The organism is Janthinobacterium sp. BJB446 (assembly GCF_002735655.1).
In the GTDB taxonomy this organism is placed as follows: domain Bacteria; phylum Pseudomonadota; class Gammaproteobacteria; order Burkholderiales; family Burkholderiaceae_D; genus Janthinobacterium; species Janthinobacterium lividum.
The window spans coordinates 81,363-102,281 of record NZ_PDZK01000008.1 but is presented as its reverse complement, the minus strand read 5'-3'; the positions used below and the strand labels follow the sequence as shown (position 1 = coordinate 102,281).

Annotated in this window: 17 protein-coding genes; 7 read left to right on the top strand and 10 right to left on the bottom strand. The window is 65.5% G+C overall.

The genetic code is table 11. The annotated features are described in order from the left end of the window. A complete protein-coding gene (locus CSQ92_RS27525; protein WP_099395929.1) occupies positions 1–810 on the top strand; it encodes a hypothetical protein in 810 nt (269 codons plus the stop codon). Between the two features lie 9 nt (positions 811–819). Here CSQ92_RS27525 and CSQ92_RS27520 read toward each other — a convergent pair whose 3' ends face one another. Continuing rightward, entirely contained in the window at positions 820–1,338 is a 519-nt protein-coding gene (locus CSQ92_RS27520; protein WP_099395928.1) for a hypothetical protein, read from the bottom strand. A 221-nt stretch (positions 1,339–1,559) separates the two neighbouring features. Between CSQ92_RS27520 and CSQ92_RS29145 the strand changes: the two genes are divergently transcribed. Together CSQ92_RS29145 and CSQ92_RS27510 are read left to right on the top strand one after the other, a co-directional pair. After that, positions 1,560–1,712, top strand: a complete 153-nt coding sequence (locus tag CSQ92_RS29145) for a hypothetical protein (protein ID WP_180277129.1) — start codon at positions 1,560–1,562, stop codon at positions 1,710–1,712. A gap of 24 nt (positions 1,713–1,736) precedes the next feature. Then, positions 1,737–1,976: a hypothetical protein gene (locus tag CSQ92_RS27510; protein ID WP_034753464.1), complete on the top strand. Its 240-nt coding sequence runs from the start codon at positions 1,737–1,739 to the stop codon at positions 1,974–1,976. 102 nt (positions 1,977–2,078) lie between these two features. On the opposite strand, the gene CSQ92_RS27505 is transcribed toward CSQ92_RS27510, so the two are convergent. Both CSQ92_RS27505 and CSQ92_RS27500 read right to left on the bottom strand, forming a co-directional pair. Further along, on the bottom strand, positions 2,079–6,503 hold the full coding sequence (locus tag CSQ92_RS27505; protein WP_099395926.1) for a translocation/assembly module TamB domain-containing protein: 4,425 nt from the start codon (positions 6,501–6,503) through the stop codon (positions 2,079–2,081). Further along, a complete protein-coding gene (locus CSQ92_RS27500) occupies positions 6,503–8,416 on the bottom strand; it encodes an autotransporter assembly complex protein TamA (RefSeq protein ID WP_099389911.1) in 1,914 nt (637 codons plus the stop codon). Before CSQ92_RS27500 ends, CSQ92_RS27505 begins: the two co-directional genes overlap by 1 nt. Before the next feature lie 221 nt (positions 8,417–8,637). Here CSQ92_RS27500 and queC point away from each other — a divergent pair, with 221 nt between their 5' ends. Both queC and CSQ92_RS27490 read left to right on the top strand, forming a co-directional pair. Further along, on the top strand, positions 8,638–9,360 hold the full coding sequence (gene queC, locus CSQ92_RS27495; RefSeq protein WP_092608949.1) for a 7-cyano-7-deazaguanine synthase QueC: 723 nt from the start codon (positions 8,638–8,640) through the stop codon (positions 9,358–9,360). A 78-nt stretch (positions 9,361–9,438) separates the two neighbouring features. Beyond that, positions 9,439–10,356, top strand: coding sequence for a sterol desaturase family protein (locus CSQ92_RS27490; protein ID WP_099395925.1), 918 nt, complete (start codon positions 9,439–9,441; stop codon positions 10,354–10,356). Here the strand turns inward: CSQ92_RS27490 and CSQ92_RS27485 are convergent. The 5 genes from CSQ92_RS27485 to CSQ92_RS27465 form a co-directional block, all read right to left on the bottom strand. Continuing rightward, the gene (locus CSQ92_RS27485) at positions 10,340–11,023 is read right to left on the bottom strand and encodes a helix-turn-helix domain-containing protein (protein ID WP_099395924.1); all 684 of its coding nucleotides are present in this window, start codon (positions 11,021–11,023) and stop codon (positions 10,340–10,342) included. The two genes, CSQ92_RS27490 and CSQ92_RS27485, sit on opposite strands and share 17 nt — an antisense overlap. A gap of 46 nt (positions 11,024–11,069) precedes the next feature. After that, positions 11,070–12,308, bottom strand: a complete 1,239-nt coding sequence (locus CSQ92_RS27480) for a RhtX/FptX family siderophore transporter (RefSeq protein ID WP_099395923.1) — start codon at positions 12,306–12,308, stop codon at positions 11,070–11,072. Next, on the bottom strand, positions 12,305–12,703 hold the full coding sequence (locus tag CSQ92_RS27475; RefSeq protein ID WP_034784330.1) for a cupin domain-containing protein: 399 nt from the start codon (positions 12,701–12,703) through the stop codon (positions 12,305–12,307). Before CSQ92_RS27475 ends, CSQ92_RS27480 begins: the two co-directional genes overlap by 4 nt. A gap of 7 nt (positions 12,704–12,710) precedes the next feature. Next, complete coding sequence (locus CSQ92_RS27470) at positions 12,711–14,831, bottom strand: TonB-dependent siderophore receptor (protein ID WP_218964094.1); 2,121 nt, start codon at positions 14,829–14,831, stop codon at positions 12,711–12,713. 107 nt (positions 14,832–14,938) lie between these two features. Next, positions 14,939–15,817 carry a helix-turn-helix transcriptional regulator gene (locus CSQ92_RS27465; protein WP_099395922.1) on the bottom strand — a complete coding sequence of 293 codons (879 nt, stop codon included), beginning with the start codon at positions 15,815–15,817 and terminating at the stop codon, positions 14,939–14,941. A 301-nt stretch (positions 15,818–16,118) separates the two neighbouring features. On the opposite strand from CSQ92_RS27465, the gene CSQ92_RS27460 reads away from it, so the two are divergent. Then, positions 16,119–19,118: a sensor domain-containing diguanylate cyclase gene (locus CSQ92_RS27460; protein ID WP_257219383.1), complete on the top strand. Its 3,000-nt coding sequence runs from the start codon at positions 16,119–16,121 to the stop codon at positions 19,116–19,118. Here CSQ92_RS27460 and CSQ92_RS27455 read toward each other — a convergent pair whose 3' ends face one another. After that, on the bottom strand, positions 19,119–19,493 hold the full coding sequence (locus tag CSQ92_RS27455) for a hypothetical protein (protein WP_052140298.1): 375 nt from the start codon (positions 19,491–19,493) through the stop codon (positions 19,119–19,121). Between the two features lie 212 nt (positions 19,494–19,705). Between CSQ92_RS27455 and CSQ92_RS28915 the strand changes: the two genes are divergently transcribed. Continuing rightward, positions 19,706–19,942, top strand: coding sequence for a hypothetical protein (locus tag CSQ92_RS28915; protein WP_139144203.1), 237 nt, complete (start codon positions 19,706–19,708; stop codon positions 19,940–19,942). Between the two features lie 84 nt (positions 19,943–20,026). On the opposite strand, the gene CSQ92_RS27450 is transcribed toward CSQ92_RS28915, so the two are convergent. Then, complete coding sequence (locus CSQ92_RS27450; protein ID WP_099395920.1) at positions 20,027–20,665, bottom strand: Npun_F0296 family exosortase-dependent surface protein; 639 nt, start codon at positions 20,663–20,665, stop codon at positions 20,027–20,029. Positions 20,666–20,919 lie beyond the last annotated feature (254 nt).

Genomic DNA, 20,919 nt, shown 5'->3' with positions numbered 1-20,919 from the left:
ATGTCCTTATCGATTTCCCCGCCGCTGCGCCGCATCGGCCGCCTGCTCTGCCTTTCCTCCGCCCTCGTGGCGCCCGCCGCCTGGGCCGACAGCTATACCGATTTCCAGCAAGCCAGCGCGCGCCTGGAAGCGATGATGGCCAAGGCGACGCCACAAGGCGGCTTGCCGCGCCTGGGCGACCCTGACGTGGCCGTGTTGTTTGCCCGGATGACCGATGCGCCGCGCCTGTTCCAGGCGCCCGTCGCGGCGCTGCAGGACATGAACCAGAGCGTGGCCCTGTGCGAGCGGGCCACCAACGTGGGCAAGGCCTATTACCAATTTGGCCTCGCGCTGCCGCTGCCGCTGTCGGGCGCCGAATTGCAGCAGGCGCGCAAGGAGCAAGTGATGCAGAACCTGGCCAATTATGGCGATGAGATGAGCACCATGTTCGCCTTTGGCCTGCATTGCCATGCGCACTTGATCCGTCTAATGGAGCAGGAATTCAGTCACCAGCCGGGGCAGGAGGTGAGCGGGGCCGAGCGCATGCGCGCGCGTGCCTTCAGCAAGGGATCGAGCACGGCTTACTCCGGCGTGGTGCAGTTCGTGCAGGTGGCGTTCTGGAACGTGGCGCAAAAGAAAATGATGCTGGAAGCAGCCGCGCAGCACGCCACGGCGAACGCGGGCCTGATGCCGCCGCCCTTGCGCGAACGTCTGCTGAACAGCCTGGCGGATGCGGACAAGGACCTTGATCCGGCCCTGGCGCCGGCGCTGGCGACGATCCGCCAGGCGCTGTCGGTGACGACGTGTACCGGCCTGTGCCAGTACTATTGACGGGATGACTTACTCGGGCGCCTGCAGCGGCTGGTTGCGCTGGCGCCAGCGCACGAGGCCCCACGCATACACGGCGTAGTAGCCGATGACGAGGCCGTAGGCGGCCATGGTCAGCGCGCTCTGGCCAAACGGTGGCGGCGGCACGGGCACGTCGAGGCGCGAGTTCAGATAGATTTGCATGCCGCGGTACAGCAAGCGGGCGATGAACAGCATCGTGATGGTCAGGCCCAGGTAGCGGTGCTGGGTAAAGAAAAAGTCCTTGCCGACCTGTTCGAAGCGCGTCAGCTTCAAGCCCAGCACGCCCAGCCAGCCGCCGGCCAGGGCAGCGGCGCCCAGGCTGGACAGGGGCAGGACGTCGAATTTCGTCGTCGTCGCCAGGAACAGCAGCAGCGCGGGAAACGTGATCGCCACGGTCCAGTGCCGCCACAGCTGCGATTTCTGGCGCGCCACCAGTTTTTTCAGGCGCGAATAAATGCGCCAGACCAGCAGCGGGACCAGTAACAGCAGGGCGAGGGTGGTGGTTTCCATGTATGCAATCGGGTACGGGTAAAACAGCGATTGTAAGCCAGATGGGGACGGGCGGCGATGCTTGTCAAACGGTAAAGTTGCATGTTGACATTTACATGGCATGCAAGCACTATGCCCTGTCACGCCATGCCGTGGCCGCGGACGCCAGGCCGGCAGGCAAATATGGACAGGCGGCGGGCATCTCGTGGTATGGTCTTCTTTTGTCCACCGGGAGGCCAGCCATGTCCGTCATCCATGCCCACCGCGCGCCCGACCCGGCGCCCGTCGATGAACCCATGCCGGTGCCGGAGCCGCAAGAAGCGCCCGGGCATCATCCGGGGCCCGTGCATCCGGTGCCGCAGGACGATCCCGTACCGCACCCGCATCCCAGTTAATCTCGTCAAGAAAGGCTGTTTTAGATGGCAATTGTCAAGGAAGTCTACACACGCAAAGTCAGCGGAGAATCGTTCGACTATGAACTCGATTACACCCAGGGCGCGGACGTGGCCTGGATTGCGCGCGTGTATCACGACGGCGTGCTGAAAGGCTCGCCGCACGGCGCGCTGACGGCCAACGTGCTGTCCGGCCCCGCGCTGGAACAATACCTGCGCGCGTATGTCGAAGGCATGATCGAGCGTGGGCTCGACGTGGCCGAGTAAGCCGCTTGCGGTAGAGCAAAGAAAAGGGCGCCGAGGCGCCCTTTGTTGTTTCTGGCGGCGTCGGATTACGCGGCTGCGCCGCTAATCCGACCTACGCTCGATCTAGTCGAATGCCCACGTATATAAAACGTCCAGGGCATTGTTCGTGCCCGTCTGGAATTGCAGGGTGATGCGGCGGTTCAGCTTGTAGCGCAGCTTGACCAGGCTCGTCGCCGTGCTCGTGCCTTGCTCGAACGTCAGGTAGGCGCGCGAGGACAGGCGCTTGCCGACGGTGACGACCGTGCTTTCCAGCCCTTGCGCCTGCGACAGGCCCACTTCATCGAGTCCCAGCGAACTGGCCAGCTTGCCCTGCAAGCCGCCGCCGGAGCCGCCGAAGAGGGCGCCTGCAGCCGTCGTCAAGAGGGCCATTTCATCGCCGGCCGCCGTTTCCGCGCCGTGGCCCAGGATCAGCCAGGCCAGCTTGTCGCTGTCCGACACGCTTGGCGTGGAGACCAGCTTGGCCGTCGGCGCCTGGGCCGTGCCGCGCACTTCCACGCCCGCTTCCACATTCGTTTCCGACAAGGCTTCGCCCTCGGGGCGCTTGCGCACGGCGAGGATGTTCAGGGACGGGTTGTCGTAGGCGCCCGTGAAGGCGATCAAGCCCCGTTCGATGGCCAGTTTCTGCCCATACGCCGCATACAGGCCATTGACGACCCGGATGCTGCCCGTCACGCGCGGCGCGGCGCGGTTGATGACCCTGGCGCGCACATTGCCCGCCAGGTCCGCATCGATGCCCATGCCGCGCAGGTGGAAGGCATTGCCCAGGTCAAACTCGAGGTCGATATTCAGGGGGAGCGAAGGCGCTTCCTTGCCGCCCTTCACTTCCTTGCCCAGCACCACTACGTCGCTGCTTTGCGTCGGCGTGTCTTGCGGCGCCAGCTCGATCAGCGCGCGGTTGGCCTTGAACTTGCCCTCGAAGCTGAAGCGCTTGTCGTTGCGCACCAGGGTGCTGTTGCCCGACAGGATCAAGGTACGGTCGGGGCGCGACAACGCCTGCAGGCGGTCGGCCATCAGTTTCAGTTCCAGGCTCGCTTCGCCATTCGCAAAGCGTACCCAGCCATCTGCCTGCACCTTGCCATCGCCGCCGTCAAAGCTCAGGCGCTGCAATTGCAATTGATCGCCGGCCAACTTGGCTTGCAGCACGCCATTGCGCAACTTCAAGCCCTGGTCGGCCCAGTTCACCAGCAGCTTGCTGCCGTTGATGTCGCCATTCAATTGCGGCGCGCCGATGGTGCCGCTGCCGGCCAGCGCGATTTTCAGGGCACCGCCCAGTTCCAGGCCCGGCTGGCCCGTCAGCGGCGCCAGCCACGCCAGCGAATCGATGCTGGTGGTGCCCGTCAGCGAGAGGGCGCTGTCGTTGCTGATGCGCCCGCCCAGCATTTGCACGGTGGCATTGATGTCGCTCTGGCCCGCGCGCGCGCCGTCGAGTTTCACGGCCAGGCGCAATTGCTGGTTGGCGACATCCACGCGGGCATCCAGGGTGCGCAAGCCCAGCGCCAGCGGCTGTTCCACGCCTACCGTCACGTCGCCTTTTTCGCGGTAGATATGCAGCATGCCGGCCAGGGACGGATCTTTCTGCTTGGCCGTCGGCACCTGCATGTCGAGCGACCACTGCGCGCCCAGGGTCAGGTCGCTGCGCGCATTGGCCTGCAGCGCGGGGATCACTTGCGCCAGGTAGGTCAGCGCCACGCCGGCCGCCTGGCCGGAACTGGTCCAGCGCGGGCCGTTCTTGACCAGGTTTTGCATGGTGATGCTGCCTGCTGGCAATTTGATGACGGTGTTGCCCACGCTGATCTGCTCGGGCTGACCGAGGCCCGCCACGCCGCTGCCGGCCGGGCCCGCCACTTTCACTGGCACGGGCGCTTGCAGCACCAGCGCATAGCGGCCCTTGTTTTGCAGGCTGTCGATGGTGCCCGTCCAGCCGGCGCCGCTCTGGCTGCCGCGGACTTGCACGGTGGCGTCGAAATCGTCGTTGCGCGCCGCCAAACTCACCGTATGGCTGCCGCGCGTGCCCGTCGTGCCCAGGCGGGCGCTGGCCAGCTTGAAGGTGGGCGTGCTGTAGCCCGTGATGTCCAGGCTGCTGACCATGGGGTCGAGCGCGCCCTGGCCGGCGCCCACGCTGGCGCTGCCCTTGATGGATTTCAGTTGCTGGTCGCCAAAGAAGGTCAGGTCACGGCCGTCGAGCGTCAGTTGCGCGGCGGGCGCGTCCATCTTGCCGCTGACGGAGCCGGCTGCCTGCAGCACGCCGGCAAACCTGGGACCCAGGGTCGACAGTTGCGGCGCATCGAGTTTCCACGTCAGCTTGTCGGTGGCGCCGCCCAGCGCGCCCTTGGCCAGCAGGCTGTTCGGCCCCAGGCGCAGTTCCGTATCCACGCTGTCGATGCGTTTCGCGTTGGCCGACAGCTTGGCATAGCCGGCCAGCGGGGCGTTTTGCAGGGTCGATTCGCGCAGGGCCAGGTTGAGGGCCACTTGCCAGTCGCCGCTCAGGCGGCCGTTGCCGTTGAAATCCGCATTGACGTTGCCGTTGGGCAGTGATGCGCCAAACGCGGCCGGGTTGATCTTTTGCAAGGAACCCGTCATTTTCAGTTCCGCTTCCTTTTTCGGTCCCGTCAAGCCCACGTCGCCGCTGGCGTGGATGGCGCTGTCCGGCGCAGGGCGCTTGCCGCTGGTGAGACCCAGTCCTTTTGCATCGGCAACAAAGCTCGTGCGTGGCTGCTGCAGGGTGCCTTGCACCACGCCGCTGGCCAGCACGGTGCCCAGCAAATCGCCCTGCAGGGCGGAAAGTTGCCGTGCATCGACATTCCAGTTCAGCTTTTCGCCGGCGCCGCCAAAGTTGCCCTTGGCCGTCACGTTGTTCTTGCCCAGCGCCAGTTGCACGTCGATGCCGCTGAAGTGGGCCGCATCGGCCGTCAGCTTGCCCTTGCCCGACAGGGGCTGGTCGAGCAGCTTGCTGGGGCGTACGGTGAAGTCCGCATTCGCCAGCCACTGGGGCGCCACGTGACCATTGGCGCGCACGTCGAGGTTCAGGTCGGCCACGGGGAAGGCGCCGAAGTCGGCGGGATTGAGGCGGCTGGCATTGGCCACGGCCTTGAAGGGCTGATCGTCCTTCAGGCTGATCTGGCCCGTCGCATTCACGCTGCTTTTGCCTGCTTGCAAGGTTGCCTTGCGCAATTGCACGAGCGAGTCGGCCAGGGTGGCTTCCACGTCCAGGCGCAGCTTGGCTTCGCCCAGCTTGGCGCGCAGGGTCTGCGTCTTGCCATCGCTGTCGAGCACGATGTCGCCGACGATCTTCGTGCTGTTGATGCTGCTGTAAATGTGTTGCAAGTCGATCTTGTCGGTGTGCAAGGTCAGCTGCGCGTTGCCGATGGGGCCGTCGACGGCATCGCGGTTGAGCTCGCCGCTACCCGTGAATTTGCCCGCGTTGCCGAAATCGATGATGGCCGACTCGAGCGTGGTGGCCGTCAGGGTGCCGCCCAGGCGCGCCTCGAACTGGCGCAGCGGCAGCTTTTGCTGGTCGATGGGGCCGGGCGTGGCGTGGTTGAGGATGGCCAGCTTGCCGGACACGGTTTGCGCGTTGGGCCGCGTATCGATGGCGGCATCGAGTTCCAGGCTCAGGTCCGCCTGCGGCAGGGTGGCGTCGAACTTGCCCGGATTGATGTTGCGGCCACGGATGCTGGCCGAGCGCAGGATGATGACAGGGTCGAATGGCGCCAGCGCCAGCTGGGCGTCGGCCGTGGCCGCGCCCGCGCTGCCCTTGGCCGTCACGTTCAGCACATTCAGGTCGCCGCCCAGTTGCAAGGCGAGGGCGGCGGGTTTTTCACCGGCGGCGGGGGTGAGCTGCGTCAAACTTGCCTTGCCTGACAGTTTGAACGGTTGCGTGGCGGCAATCGTCGCGCTGGCCGTGGCCTGGCCGAAGGGCGTCAGGGCCGAAGCGTCTTCCAGCTGCCATTGCGTCTTGTCGCCCGACAGGCTGAAATGGATCTTTTCAAACACCGTGTTGCCGCCCGCGCTCACCAGGGTCACCTTGTCCAGGCGCGCGTCGCTGATGCCGATCTTGAACGGCGAGGCCAGGCTGGCAGGCATGGTCGATGGTTCTTCGGACGGCGCCGTGCTTTCCACGGACAGGCTGGCCACGTGCAGTTCGCTGATGGCGATGCCTTCCGAGAAGAACTGGAATGGCGACCAGTTGATGTCGATGTTGTCGGCCGTGATGTGCTGCGTCTTGCTGCGGTAGCTGACGTGGCCCAGGTGCATGCGGTTGTACAGCGAGCCGGACACGCCCGACACTTCGATTTCGCCGCCGCTGGCGCTGGCCACTTTTTGCACCAGCATCTGCAAGGTCGATTCGCGGCCCAGGAACCAGAAGGCGCCGCCCAGCAGCACGGCCAGGCTGGCGACGGCGATCAGCACATAACGCACCCAGCGGCGCGGTTTTTTCGCCGGCGGTGGCGGCGCGGCGTCGTGGGACTCGGTAGTAATATCGGACATCAGAAAGTGAATCCCAGAGAGAAGTGCAAACGGTAGGCGTGGACGGCGTGGCCATACGCCACGTCGACATTGATGGGGCCGACGGGACTCTTGTAGCGCCCGCCCAGGCCATAGCCCGATTTCGGCGTCATGGCCGCTTTCACGGTATCGGCCGCGTTGCCGGCGTCATAGAAGGCGGCGATGGCCCACTTCGGCTTGAACCAGTACTGGTATTCGGCGCTGCCGGTGAGCATGTAGCGACCACCGATGGTGGCGTCGCCTTCCTTGACGCCCAGTTCCTGGTAGGCATAGCCGCGCACCGACTGGTCGCCGCCCGCGCGGAACAGGTAGACGGCCGGCACGCCGCGTTTTTCCTTCGAGCCCAGCGCGCCCATTTCGCCGCGCACGATCAGCTCGCCTTTTTCACCGAGCGGACGGTAATACACGGCCTTGCCGGCCACGCGCACGAAGCGCTCGTCCGTCAGCACGGGCAGCAGGGCGCCGCCCACCTGGGCGTTGATGACATAGCCCTTGGTGGGGAAGAGCAGGCTGTCGAGGCTGCGCTTGGTGATGGCATAGGTCAGCGGCAAGCTCTTGCTGCGCGTCTGTTCCAGGCCGACGACGGTCTTGTCTTCGCTGAGGAACTCGAACGTCAGGCTGCGTTCGAGGTTGGTACCACCCCAGTTGCGCTTGGCCGAGATGGTGGTGACGGCCGTGATTTCGTTGGAAATGTCGCTGCGCTCGAACGAGGCGCCCGCGCTGTCGTTGTAACCGCGTTCGGTCGTTGGAAAGTAAAAATTGGCGTGCGCCGCCTGTTTCTTCGTTTCCATGGTGATCGCGCTCTTGAAGCGCGTGCCCCACACGTTCAGGTTGTCATAGTTGAGCTGGGCGCGATTCCCCGTGTTCGTACTGAAACCGAGACCGGCGCTGACGTTCTGCTGCTTGTTTTCCGTCACGCGTACCACCAGCGGCAGCAGCGGCGCGGGGCCGCGGTTGGCCGGCTTGGCTTCGGCGGCGGCGCTGGCACCTTCGACCTCGGCTTGCTGGCTTTCCTGGCCTGCTTCGATCTGCTCGTTGAGGATGCTGCTCATGTCGGCGCTCACTTCCACGCTGGCAAAATAGCCCGTGTCCTGCAGGCGCGCCTGGAACGATTGCAGCGCCGATTCGCTGTAGTATTCGCCGGGACGTATCTTGTCGAGGTTGCGGATGATGCTGGCATCGTAGCGCTTCAAGCCTTCGATGCGCAACTCGCCGAAGCGCAGCTCGGGGCCGCTGTCGAGCACCACCAGCAGGGAGACCTTGTGCGTTTCCGGGTCGACCACGGCTTGCGTATCGACCAGCTGGGCGCGCGGGTAGCGCGTCTGCACCACTTCGCGCAGCAGGGCGCGCTTGGCCGATTCCCAGTCGGATTGGCGAAACACGCTGCCCGTTTTCAAGGACCAGCTGCGCTTCAGGGCTTCCGTATCGTAGGGTTCGCTGGCGGCCAGCGGCGGCGTGGGGTCGAAGCCGCGCAATTCCAGCTCGACCTTGTCGATGGTCACCGGCTGGCCCGGGTCAAGGTCGACGATGACGACGGGTTTGGCGCCCGTCGTATCGACGCGCACCGTGACGACGGGCGTGTAATAGCCGGCCGTGGCGACGAGGTTTTTGGCTTGCTCGGGCGTATCGCGCACGAGGCGTTGCAATTGCTCGCGGTCCATGCGCGGGTTGCCGCGGAAGCGTTCCAGATCCAGGTTTTTTTCGAGCAACTCATCGAGGTCGCCCGGTGCGTTGACCTTGACCTCGTACTGCAGCGGGGCGGGCGCCGCTTCCGTGGCAGGGGTGCCGGCGGCCGCGTCTTGCGGACGCTCTTGCGTTTCCTCCTGCGCGCGCGCCTGAACGGCCGGGCATGCCAGGATGACACTGCCGGCGGCCGCCAGTGTCAGTTGACCCATTACTTTTGTCACTACTTGTGCCAAAATCCGTGGTCGTATCGCCTTGCCGGCAGCCGTATGCCGTATGGGTCGTGCAGAAAACATGGTGCTCCAGATGAGTAAATGCTGACTGCATGTTACCGGAATAGGTAAACTGATGGCGGACGAATAAGTATTTTTTGCATGGGGAATCCTGTTTCCCTGCGCACTATTGGACAGAATAAAACTGAAAGAAAGAAATTATGCTAGCAACGGACTCCGCACTGGTGCTCTTCAGCGGTGGACAAGATTCCACCACCTGCCTGGCCTGGGCCTTGAAACACTATAGCCGCGTGGAAACCATCGGCTTTGACTATGGACAGCGTCACGCGATCGAACTGACCGTGCGCCCTGGTGTACTGGAACAGATGCGCCAGCAGTCGCCCGAGTGGGATAGCCGCCTGGGCCAGGATCACATGATCGACCTGTCCCTGATTTCCGCCATTTCCGATACGGCCATGACGCAGAACGTCGAGATCGTCATGCAGGAAAACGGCTTGCCGAACACGTTCGTGCCTGGACGCAACTTGCTGTTCATGACCGTGGCCGCCACCGTGGCGTACCGCCGCGGCTTGACGGTGCTCGTCGGCGGCATGTGCGAGACGGATTTCTCGGGCTACCCGGATTGCCGTGACGACACGATGAAGGCCCTGCAAGTGGCCCTGAACCTGGGCATGGATACGCGATTGAAGCTGGAAACGCCGCTGATGTGGCTGGACAAGGCGCAAAGCTGGGACCTGGCGGAAGACCTGGGCGGCCAGCCCCTGGTCGACCTGATCCGCAGCGGCACGCATACCTGCTACCTGGGCGAGCGGGGCGAGCTGCACGACTGGGGCTATGGCTGCGGCACCTGCCCCGCCTGCGCCCTGCGCGCGAATGGCTACCAGCAATACGCGGCGAGAAAGGCTGCAAAGCAGGCCAAATAAGCAGGTTGCGCCGTTTCTTCAAGCGGCGGGGAGGGGGACAAGGCCAAGCTGTGGTTTTTGCCACAGGAGTCCCTTGCCATGAAATCCCTCTTTGCCGCGCTGTACGGCCCCGCGTTCTGGGCCGGCTTCATCGGCGCCGCCAGTTACCTGATTGCGGTGTGTCATTATTCTCTCTGGGTCTTGCCGCCCTTGCTGCTGCTGGCCCTGCTCACTTCCTTTCTTGCAGAACGCTATCTGCCGTATGACGGCGCGTGGAACCACGATCATGGCGACGGCTGGCGCGACAGCCTGCATGCGCTCGTCAATGAAGCGCTGTATCTGCTGGGCCTGGCTGCCTTTCCCTTGCTGGCCGGGCATCTGGCGCTGGGCGCATTCTGGCCAGTCCAGCTGCCGTTCTGGGCGCAACTGTTGCTGGCGATCGTCATCGCCGATTGCGGCATCACGCTCGTGCATTACCTGAGCCACCGCTATTATTTTCTGTGGAAACTGCATGCCGTGCACCACAGCGTACAGCGCCTGTATGGCTTCAATGGCTGGATGAAGCACCCGCTGCACCTGCTGCTGGAAGCGGCGGGCGGCATGCTGCCCTTGCTGCTGCTGGGCATACCGGAGCGTGTCATGGCCGTGCTGGCGTTTGCCGTGGCGATCCAGCTGTTGCTGCAGCATGCGAATGTCGACATGCGCATGGGCCCGCTGCGCCATGTATTCGCCTGGGCGCCACTGCACCGTTTTCATCACATGAAATACGGCACGGCCGGCGACGTGAACTTCGGCCTGTTTTTTACCTGCTGGGACCGCTTGCTGGGCACGCGTTTCGATGCACCGGGCTACCGCATGCGGGGCGAGGACCTGGGCATCGGCAGCCGTCCCGATTATCCGGCCGCATACGGGGCGCAACTGCTGGAGCCGTTCCGCGCGGAAGAGGGCGTGCGGGCGCCCGAGTTGCCGGCCGGCTTGAAGCAGGCGCTGCATCGAAAACTTAGTCGAGCAGCTTGACGTCGAGCTGGCGCAAGCTGCGGTCGGCGCGCACGCCGAACAGGCTGCGCATGGTGCGCGAAAAATGCGCGGCATCGGCAAAGCCGGCGCCGTGGGCCGCCTCCGTCAGGGTACTGCCGAGCAAGATGAAACGGATGGCCAGGCGCAGGCGGCGCCACAGTACCAGGCGTCGCACGGGCAGGCCCAGCTGGGCGCTGAACAGGCGTTCCAGCTGGCTCAGCGACAAATGTGCCGCCTCGGCCACGGCGGCCGCGCTGACCTTGCCCGACAGCAGCGCATCGACCTTGTCCAGCGCCCGCCGCAAGCGGGGATCGGGCAAGCGCTCGCGTGGCTGCGCCTGCAGCGCGGCAGCCAGATTGTCCAGGCTGGGTACGCCGGCGCTGGCGGCTGCTGCCAGCAGGGCCGCGCCGCCCAGGCGCTGCGGCTCCGCATAGATGGTCAGCAGGGGCGCCGGCGCTGCCAGGATGGCGTGCGGGCGCAGGCTGTCGATCAGCAAGTGCCGCACCGTGTGGACGATGCCGTCGAGCTCGGCCGTGAAGGGCGCGCCCGTGCTCAGCATCAACTGGTGCGCATAATGGGCGTGGCTGTCCGTGGCGCCCGCTGCGCCATGCAAAATGGCAAAGTCTGGCGCCAGCCATAGGGTTCCCTGCCAGCGGTCGTCGTGCAAGCGATGCTCCCGTGTGTGCAATCGCCAGCACTGTACAGCAGCGCGCTCAGGCCCGCTGGCGTTGCTGCGCCAACTGGCGCGCCAGCAGCATGGCCAGCAGGGCGCAGACGATGCCGAGCGTGAAACTGCCGCCGTAGCCGGCCGTGGCCGCCACGCCCGTCAGGGTGGACGAGGTGAGGATTTCACCGCCGTCGCGCATGCTTTGCACGGCCGTCATGTCCGTGCCCGCCTGGCCGCTCTGGCGGGCAAACTGCATCGCCATGGTCAGCATGGAGACCGATGCGCAGCCGGCGCCACAGCAGCCCAGCGCCGTCGCCAGCCAGACCAGGCTGGACGGCAGGGGCCCCGCCATCGCTGCCAGCCACAGCCACAGGCCGGCAGCGGCCGCCGACGCGCCTATGCCCAGCAGGAAGACGCGCTGCGGGCCATGGCGGCCGATCAGCCAGGCGCCGCCGCCGCAGCCCAGCAGCACGGTGATCATGCCACCGGCCATGCCCACCTTGCCGACATCTTCCAGCGGCCAGCCGGCGTCGACCAGCAGCAGTTTCGACAGGCCATAGCCGGCCACGGCTGTCATGGACGACAAAAAAGCGATGCCCAGCAGCGCCGGCGCACCGGGCCGGCGAATAAAACCGCGCAAGCTGGCCTTGCGTGGCGCCGGTCCCGGGACCGGGACCGATGCGGGCAGCGCGGCCGCGAGCGGGCTCTCGCGCCACAGCACGACGAGCGCCAGGCTGGCGGTACCGATCACCGCCAGCGCCAGCAGCGCCACGCGTTGATCGAACATGCCCGACAGCATCAATACCCCGGAGCCGCCCGTGAAAAAGCCCACCATGGTGCCGCCCACCTGCAAGGCGTTGGCGCGGCCCAGCGCGGCGCCCTCGAAGCGCTCGGCCAGCAGGCCGTCGGTGGCGATGTCCTGCGTGGCGCTGGCCAGCGAACCCATCGCTGCCAGGGCGACGATCAGCGGCGCCGTGGCGGCAGACAGCCCCAGCAGGGCGGCGCCCAGCAGGCAGGCGGTGGCCAGCGCCTGCATCGGCAGCAGCCAGCTGCTGCGCCGGCCCACGCGGGCATTCCAGCGGTTGTCGACTTGCGCCGCCCAGAGAAATTTCAGGACCCAAGGCAAGCCCACCAGCGGCAAAAAAGCCAGGGCGTCGAGTGGCGCACCGTCGCGGCGCAGCATGGCCGGCAGCGCTTCCATGGCCAGCCCCAGCGGCACGCCTTGCGTGAAGTACAGGGCCGCCACCATCAGCCACAGGTGCGCCCGCCGCAGTGCCGGCCTCATGCGGCACCGCCCACTTTGCGGTGTTCGCTGCCGATGCTGGGCGTGATGAACAGCAGGCGTCCGGGGACGTCCACCTGCAGCCGGTGCCAGGTGCCGCGCGGCACGATGCAGGCTTGCCCCGCCTGCAAGGCGACGCGGCGTTCCGCGCCATCGTCCGTTTGCAGCACCAGTTCGATGCTGCCTTCGAGCAGGCACAGGGTTTCGTCGCCACGCGGGTGGCGCTCCCAATGGTCGCCGTGCACGGACTGGGCGTCGCTGACGTGCTTGACGCCGATGATCCAGTCGGCGCGGCTCTTGCCGCGCGCATGGTAGGGAATGGCCAGGGCCAACGCATCGGGGTGCAGCGCGAGCAGGTGGCCATCGAGCGGGAAAATGGTCAAGGTGTTGTCGTTCATGGGGGCCTCAATACTGGGCGCGCAGGGACAGCATCACGCTGCGCGGCTCGCCATAGCGGTTGTTCCAGGCCGTGCCGGACAGGCTCTGGTAATAGTGTTTGTCGAACAGGTTGTTGACATTGAGCGCGGCCGTGAAGTGGCGGTCGATGCGCCAGCCCAGGCGGGCATTGGCCAGCGCATAGCCGCCCTGGCGCAGCGTCACGCCGCCCGAGGTGACGCTGTAGCGGCTTTGCGCCTGCACGCCCAGCCCGGCGCTCAAACGGCGTCCGGCCCATGGCAGGGTGGCGTTGGCCCACGCTCGCAGGATGTGGGCGGGCGCGAAGCTGGCAAACGGCTGGCCCTGCGATACGGCATCCTTCAGGTAGCGCGTCGTGTTGTAGCTGTAGTTGGCGGACAGGTTCAGGTCGGGCGTCAGCTGGCCGTTCGCTTCCGCTTCCAGGCCGCGGCTTTGCACTTCGCCGCCGGCGATGTAGTAGCAGACGTTGCCCGCGCAAGGGAAATTCGGATCTTCCTGGGCCCGCTTGTTCTGGCGGATCTGGTACACGGCCAGGGAAACGTCGAGCTTGCCATTCGCCAGCGCGCCCTTGATCCCCGCTTCCAGGTTGTTGCCCGTTACCGGGTCCAGCGTCTTGCCGTCGACGGTGGCCTGGCTTTGCGGCTGGAACACTTGCGTGTAGCTGCCATAGCCGGACCATTGCGGCGACAGGGCGTAGACCAGGCCGCCATACGGTGTCAGCTCGGTATCCGGTTCCACGCGCGCCGTGCGCGTTTCCTGTTTCCAGCGGCTCAGGCGCGTGCCTGCGATGGCCGTCAGCGCGTCGCTCACCTGGAAGCGCCCCATGGCATAGGCGCCCCACTGGCTGACCTTGGTCGGGCCGCGCGAGGCATACGCGCTGGTGGCCGGTTCCGCCAGCGCGTAGGGGTTCCAGTGGAAGACGTCATGGGTGCCCTTCGGCGGCGGCAGGAAGCTGGCGGAGAACTGCTCGCTGGACGTGTGCTGGACGTTGGCGCCCAACAACAGTTCATGCTGGCGTCCGCCCAGGCGGAAGGGACCGCTGGCGTAGGCGTCCACACTGTTCTGGCCATTGTCGAAGCGGTAGGCGGCGCCCATCACGCTCGAGGATGGACGCTGGTCGCGGCGCGCGGCGCCATATGCACCCGCGTATTTCAGGAAGGAATCCCCGGACAGGTGATTGGCCTGCACCTTGGCGTGCCAGCCATTGGCAAAATGCTGCTCCAGGGTGGCGAAGACGCGCTGGGTATCCCAGTCGAACTGGTCCCAGGCCGCATCGAGATAGGTGGAACGGGGCAAGCCGATATCGCCGCCGTCCGCATAGCGGGGCACGCCTGCCATGTTGGTGATGGAACGGATGCGCTGTCTCTGTACACCCACGCTGAGCGTGCTGCCCGGCGCCAGGTCCAGCTCGGCGACGCCATACAGATTGCTGCTGTTCTGCTGCGCCACGTCATAGAAAAAGCCCCGTTCCTCGTGCGTGGCGACGACGCGCGCGCGCAGCGTGGCCGCGGCGTTCATGGGTCCGCCGATGTCGGCTTCGCCGCGGCGCCGGTCCCAGCTGCCGGCCGACAGCGCACCTTGCGCGGCGAAGTTCTTTTGCGGCCGCTTGGCCACCAGGTTGACGGTGGCGGCAGGGTTGCCGCTGCCATGCAGCAAGCCATTCGCGCCGCGCAGGATTTCCACGCGTTCCAGCATCGCCATGTCTTGCTGCGGACTGGCCATGTTACCCATCAGCACGGGCACGCCGTCCTGTTCGAAGGAATCGATCTTGAAGCCGCGCGCATAGTAGGCCGTGGTCAGCAGCTGGAACGGCTGCACGGTGGTGCCCGTCGCCTGCTGCAGCACGTCGTCGAGCGTCTGCAGGTTTTGTTCCTGCATGCGTTCCTGGCTGATGATGCTCAGCGATTGCGGCGTGTCCTTCAGCGAGGCGCCCGTCTTGCCCATGCTGGCGCCCGCTTCGCGCGTGGCCGTGACGGCGATGACGGGCAGCCTGGCCTCTGGTGCCGGCGCGTCGGCCGCCTGCGCCAGGGGGCTGCAGCCGAGGGCGGCCAGGACGTGCAGGGTATGCCGGGGCCAGCGCACGCCGCGTGGGGGGAGGGGAAACATTGCCATGAAAAACCGGACCTTTCGTATTGAGAATCAATCTCAATATGGTAAGGACGGAGGGCGTCAGGGCGTTAAGGATTGCCGCTGTTTTCCTGGCGATTGCGCGTATTGCGTCAGGCGCAGCGCAGGTCGCTGGGGGAAACGCCGTAGCGCTGCCGGAACACCTTGCTGAAATGCGAATCCGTGTAGCCGCAGGCATGCGCCGCGTCGGCTACGCTGATGTTGCCGGCCGCCAGCATGCGGTACGCCAGTTCCAGCCGCTGCTCGCGCACGTAGGCGAAGACGCTGGTGCCGAACTGCTGGCGAAAGCCCTGGCTCAGGGTGCTGGCGTTGGTGCCGGCCAGGCGCGCCAGTTCCGGCAAGGTCGGCGGTGCGTGCAGGCGCTGCAGCAAGATGTCGCGCGCCTGCTGCAGGCAGCGCAGCTGGCGCGTGCCGGGCGCCGTCTCGGCCGCGGCGCCGGTGCCGGTCAGGCCGTCCATCACGGCAGCTGTCAGTTCCAGCGCCTTGCCGGATAAATACAGCTGACGCAGCGGACCGGCCAGCGGGCACAGCATGATTTGCCGGCCCAGCGCCTGCATGGCCTTGCCGGCGTATCCGTTCGCCGTGGCCATGGTCTGCCGCGCGGCTGGAGCGATGCGCCGCGCCAGCGAACCCAGCTCGGCGCCGAAGGTGTCGTGCAAGGCCTGCATCGGCATGCGTACGCTCAGGTACTGCAGCGGTTGCCGTGCCGCATAGTGGTGGCTGACGGAAAACGGCGTGTCGCTCAGGCTGATATGGAAGGCCGGGCCTTCGACACTCACGGCGCCACCGCTTTGCAGTTGATAATCCAGCTGGCCGCCCAGGACCAGCACCAGTTTCAATCCTGCCTCATTGTGTTCGATGCTGTGCGCCGGCGCCGGAAAGGACAGGGTGCCCGCGCTGAGTTCCAGCGTTGGCGTGGCCAGCGGTAGTTGCCAGGAAGTGTCATGGGAGGAAGGCGGCTGGGAGGGCATCGTCGAGGGTGTGGAGGAAAAGCGGGATGATCATTATAAATGAGAATCATTATCAGTTGCGATGGCGTCGACTTTGTGCTGGGAAAACTCAGTTGCAGCTTCGCAATTCGTGGTCTTTTTAATACAATATTCAGCATTGCAAGGGCGCCCGCTGTAACGTACTATCATTCTCATCGACTACCGATGGTCGTCGTGCGGCCCGCCGCCAGCCATGTTGCTGGCCGTGTAGCGGTTTGATGTCCGTCCTGCTTTTTCGCCTGCCATGTCTACACGCGCGTCTACGTCGTGGTTTGCTCATTCAGTGTCGCACTGGCTGGGACCGCGCGCGTTGGCCGCGCTGGTGCTGGCGCTGTGCCTGGGATTGACGTATGGCGCCTGGCGCAATGCCGACGACGCCAGCGAACAGCAGGTGCAGGCCGATTTCGACTTCCGCGTGCGCGAACTGGTGGGCAACATCGTCGGCCGCATGCAGACCTACATCCAGGTGCTGCACGGGGTGCAGGGCCTGTATGCCAGTTCGCAGGAAGTCACGCGCCGCGAATTCCATGCCTATCTGGCGGTGCAGCAAGTGGACCGCCACTTTCCCGGTATTCACGGCATCGGCTACCTGCCGCTGCTGTCCGGCGCCGCCCTGGCACGGCATGAGGCCAGCGTGCGCGCGGACGGCTATCCCGGCTATGCCGTGCGTCCGCACGGCCAGCGTGATTGGCATGCGCCCATCACTTATCTGGAACCTTTGAGCGAGAGCAACCTGCTGGCCTTCGGCTATGACATCGGGTCCGAACCCGTGCGCCGGGCCGCGCTGGAGCAGGCGCGCGACACGGGGCAAGCCGCCATGACGGGCAAGATCCACCTGGTGCAGGATGGCGGCAGCGCCCGGGCGCATGGCTTCCTGGTCGTATTGCCCGTGTATGACAATGGCTTGCCGCACGCCAGCGTGGAGCAGCGGCGCGCCGCCTTGCGCGCCTGGGTGTTTGCGCCGTTCCGCATGGGTGATCTGATGGCGGGCGTGGGCGGCGAGGGCGCGCGCCAGCTGGATCTGGAAATCTATGATGGCGCGCAACTGGCCGAGGCGGCCCTGATGTATGACAGCTTGCCGGGCGCCTTGTCGTCTGCCGCCTCGGACAGCCTGGTGTCGCAGCAGGCGATCACCATCGCCGGCCATGCCTGGACCTTGCGCATGCGCGCCATGCCGGGCTTTGATGGCGAACTGCTGGCGCGGCCCCGCCTGGTGGCCTGGACCGGCTTGCTGGCCAGCATCGTGCTGGCGCTGGCCACCTGGCTGCTGGCGGCGGGCCGCGCCCGCGCCCAGGCGGCGCTGGCGCGCTCGAGCGAATTGACCGGCCAGCTGGAGCAGGGGCAGGCGAGCGTGCTGGCCATGGCCGAGGCGGCGCAGCGCAGCCAGGCTATGCTGCGCAGCATCCTCGATTCGACCATCGACGGCATTCTGGTCGACAATACCGATGGTCGCATCTTCACGTCGAACCGGCGCTTCCGCGACCTGTGGCAAGTGCCCGATGCGCTCGACTGGCAAGCCGATGGCGCGGCGCTGGTGCGCCATGTGGAAAGCCAGCTGGAGCAGGCGGCGCCGTTCCTCGGGGCACGCGCCCACGCGCCGCATGGCCACCGCGAGCGGCGCGACTTGCTGCACCTGCGCGATGGACGGGTGGTCGAGCAATATGTGCGCAGCATGCAACTGGGCAATGAACAGGCGCGCCTGTGGACCTTCCGCGATATCAGCGAGCGCAGCCAGATGGAACGGCGCGAACATACGCGGCGGCAGGTGCTGGAAATGCTGGCCACGGGCGCGCCGCTGGAACGGGTGCTGGAAAGCGTGGTGCTGAGCGTGCAAGCGGACCATCCCGCCATGCTGTGCAGCATCTTGCTGCTCGATGAAAGCCGCCACCGCCTGGTGCTGGGCGCTGCGCCGAGTTTGCCTGCGTTTTTCAACCTGGCCAGCCATGGCCATGACCTCGACACCCTGCAGGGCGTGCATGGCATCGCCGCGCAAGCCGTGCGCGACGGCCAGCGCGTGATCGTCGGCGACCTGCATGCGGATGCGCAGGAAACGATGGAACTGGCGTGGCGGGCCCAGCTGCAATCGTGCTGGGCCGAGCCAGTGCGTGGCGGCTCGGGCAAGCTGCTCGGTGTGCTGATGGCGTATCACCGCCAGCCGACGCTGCCTGGCGCGGCGCACCTGGCGCGGCTGAGCGAGGCGGCGCACCTGGCCGGCATGGCCATCGAACAGGCGCAAGTGGCGCTGGCCCTGCGCGCCGGCGAAGCGCGTTTCCGCAGCCTGTACGACCATGCGCCCGTGGCCCTGTGGGAACAGGACTGGTCGGCCGTGCGCGCCGCGCTCGACGCCTTTGAACAAGCGGGCGTGCGCGACCTGGGCGCCCACTTCCAGGCCAATCCGGACGCGCTGCGGCAACTGGCGGGGCTGGTGCGCATCATCGATGCGAACGGCGCCGCCCTGGCGCAGGTGCGCGCCAACGAGGACGACCAGCGCCGCGGTGCGCTGGGCCTGGCGCAGAATTTCGACGACAGCGCCTTGCCCCGTTTCGGCGACGCGCTGCTGGCGCTGGCTGGCGGCGCCCACCTGTACGAGTGCGAGAGCAGCTTCGTGCGTCTCGACGGTGCGGCGCGGCAAAATGAACTGAGCTTGCTGGTGATGCCCGGCCATGCGGACAGCCTCGATTTCGTCATGGTGTCCTCGCTCGATATCACCGAGCGCAAGCGCATGAACGCGGAACTGCTGCAACTGGCCACCACGGATTTCCTGACCGGTTTGCCGAACCGGCGCCACTTCATGGCGTCACTGGAAAACGAGCATGCCCGCTTGCAGCGTGAGCTGGCCAGCTGCGCCAGCGTGCTGATGCTCGACATCGATCACTTCAAGCGCGTCAACGACGAGTATGGCCACGCCGTGGGCGATGCCGTGCTGCGCCACTTGGGCGCGCTGATGTGCCAGGCGCTGCGCAAGGTCGACGTGCCGGGCCGCGTGGGCGGCGAAGAATTCGCCATCCTGCTGCCGGGCACCGACCTGTCGGCAGCGGCCGTGTTTGCCGAACGGCTGCGCCGGCGCGTGGCGGAAAGTTCGCTGACCATCGATGGCGGCATCGTGATCACCATCACGGTGAGCATCGGCATGGCCGCCATGGCCGGCACCGATGCCGATTGCGACGCCGTGCTGGCGCGCGCCGACGAGGCGCTGTACCGGGCCAAGCGGGGCGGGCGCAACCGCATCGAGCAGAATGACGGCGGCAGCGACGGCGTGCTCAGCAAGTTCATGGCGCAATGATTACAGGCTGTGCTGACGCGCTTGCGCCTGCTTGCGGTTGCGGCTGACGATCAGCCAGACGATGGCGACGGGAATGAGCAGCGGCAGCAGCACGGGCGTGCTCAATGCCAGCGCCAGTACCACGCAGAGCGCCACCACCGCGATCAGCACCACGCCCACGCCGGCCAGGACGACGCCGGTGATGACGGCGGCGCACACCACAGCAATGGCGGCGATCAGCAAGCCGCCTCCGGCAAACACCAGGCCGAACAGCCATTCCAGCGGACCGTCGACATCGTCGCCGTTGAACTGCATGTGCATGTCGCTGCCGCCGATCTTGTCGAGGAACAGGCAGGCGAGCATGACGATGAGGACGAAGGTGAGCAATTTTTTCATGGTGAACCTCAGTGTGTGGGTGATGGGGTGTTGCATGATCACACTGTAGGGGCGCGCCCGGCTTGCCGCCAGCGGCGTGCGACAGGCCGTCATTTTCACGGTATGGAAGGCGCTGGCGGGGCGAAAAACGCTGATCTGGAACAAGATTTCTTTTCTTGTAATGTGCGCAAGCCGTCCTATACTGAATACCTCAGTCTCGCAAGGAGGGCAACATGCTTTTGTTTGCAGATACCGGGGATCAATCGCTATCCCCCTCTGACCATCAAATCACGCGCCAGCGTAGCGCCACGCAGTCCTGCGCCGAGCCCGTCGGCGCGCCATCGGCGATACCGCCGATCATCATCACCCCATTCAACTACCATGCACCGCTGCCGGCCATCGACCCGCGCTGGGTGCCGCCCGGTCCTCCGCTGACCTGGCCCAGCCGGCCTGCCATGTCCATGTGTTGAGGCGGCTATAAGGCGTTGCCGTCCATGCGATGGCTGGTTGTGAAAAAAGCCCGCGTTGCGGGCTTTGGCTTGCGCATGGCCGTGTTATGACGCTTTGCGGCGCAGCATGAAACCCAGCAGGCCCAGACCGGCCAGCAGCATGGCGTATGTTCCCGGTTCCGGCACGGCGGCGATGTAGGCGTGGTTGTCGCTTTCAAACGCGTTCGTGTTTGGCGAATGGAAGGCGACCGAGGTGAAGCTCGCCCCTTGGCCGGCCCAGGCGTTGATATACAGGCCGACGGACTGGTCGCCATTCGGACTGACGCTGCCCAGAGCGGCCATTTGCGAACCGGTCAGGACGACTGTGCTGCTGTCGCCCATGGTGAAGACGATGCTGTTGTACGTGTCGGGCGATCCCATGTAAAAACCAAAATAGCTGAGCCCGCCGCTGAAGGTGGCCGTGCCTGGCGTGATCTGGCCATCCGAGACGCCGACGGAATAGAAGGCCGTCAAGTCATTCGGCGGTTGCGCGGCATAGCTGGGGTGGTTGCTGGTAAACACGGCGCCCGTGTAGTTGCCGGGTAGTAAACCATCGTTGAAATTGATCGTCGTGGCGCCTGCGACCGAGGTGACAAGGCCTTCCCCTGCCAGTGCCGTGCCGCCGGCAGTGAAGGTGGGGACGGCGCTTGCGGTACCTGCGGCGACCGTCAGCGTGGCCAAGGCCAGCGTAGTCAAGATTTTCATGTGAGTCCCTCTGATGAGTATAGTTATATGCAGCGGTAATGGACGATAGAGATGCCTGGCGTGGCGGGGCAATGCGGCGTGCGGGGACGAGGGACGTCGCGGGAGAAAAGAATTTCTTGGAGCCAAGCATTACTACATGCAATATTTAAATACAAAAAACACAATTCAGATTGCAAAATAATAATAGGTTTACTTGAGAAATATCAAAGCTCGATTACTAGAGTAAAGCTACTACATTGATAGCTTGTCTTCTT

What these genes read in the sequence shown, in the direction of transcription:
- CSQ92_RS27510 (WP_034753464.1), top strand. Translation starts at nt 1,737, where the DNA reads ATGGCAATTGTCAAGGAAGTCTACACACGCAAAGTCAGCGGAGAATCG.
- CSQ92_RS27465 (WP_099395922.1), bottom strand. Translation starts at nt 15,817, where the DNA reads ATGCCCTCCCAGCCGCCTTCCTCCCATGACACTTCCTGGCAACTACCG.
- CSQ92_RS27450 (WP_099395920.1), bottom strand. Translation starts at nt 20,665, where the DNA reads ATGAAAATCTTGACTACGCTGGCCTTGGCCACGCTGACGGTCGCCGCA.
- CSQ92_RS27455 (WP_052140298.1), bottom strand. Translation starts at nt 19,493, where the DNA reads ATGAAAAAATTGCTCACCTTCGTCCTCATCGTCATGCTCGCCTGCCTG.
- CSQ92_RS27470 (WP_218964094.1), bottom strand. Translation starts at nt 14,831, where the DNA reads ATGGCAATGTTTCCCCTCCCCCCACGCGGCGTGCGCTGGCCCCGGCAT.
- CSQ92_RS27480 (WP_099395923.1), bottom strand. Translation starts at nt 12,308, where the DNA reads ATGAGGCCGGCACTGCGGCGGGCGCACCTGTGGCTGATGGTGGCGGCC.
- CSQ92_RS27505 (WP_099395926.1), bottom strand. Translation starts at nt 6,503, where the DNA reads ATGTCCGATATTACTACCGAGTCCCACGACGCCGCGCCGCCACCGCCG.
- queC (WP_092608949.1), top strand. Translation starts at nt 8,638, where the DNA reads ATGCTAGCAACGGACTCCGCACTGGTGCTCTTCAGCGGTGGACAAGAT.
- CSQ92_RS27500 (WP_099389911.1), bottom strand. Translation starts at nt 8,416, where the DNA reads ATGGGTCAACTGACACTGGCGGCCGCCGGCAGTGTCATCCTGGCATGC.
- CSQ92_RS27525 (WP_099395929.1), top strand. Translation starts at nt 1, where the DNA reads ATGTCCTTATCGATTTCCCCGCCGCTGCGCCGCATCGGCCGCCTGCTC.
- CSQ92_RS27520 (WP_099395928.1), bottom strand. Translation starts at nt 1,338, where the DNA reads ATGGAAACCACCACCCTCGCCCTGCTGTTACTGGTCCCGCTGCTGGTC.
- CSQ92_RS27490 (WP_099395925.1), top strand. Translation starts at nt 9,439, where the DNA reads ATGAAATCCCTCTTTGCCGCGCTGTACGGCCCCGCGTTCTGGGCCGGC.
- CSQ92_RS29145 (WP_180277129.1), top strand. Translation starts at nt 1,560, where the DNA reads ATGTCCGTCATCCATGCCCACCGCGCGCCCGACCCGGCGCCCGTCGAT.
- CSQ92_RS28915 (WP_139144203.1), top strand. Translation starts at nt 19,706, where the DNA reads ATGCTTTTGTTTGCAGATACCGGGGATCAATCGCTATCCCCCTCTGAC.
- CSQ92_RS27475 (WP_034784330.1), bottom strand. Translation starts at nt 12,703, where the DNA reads ATGAACGACAACACCTTGACCATTTTCCCGCTCGATGGCCACCTGCTC.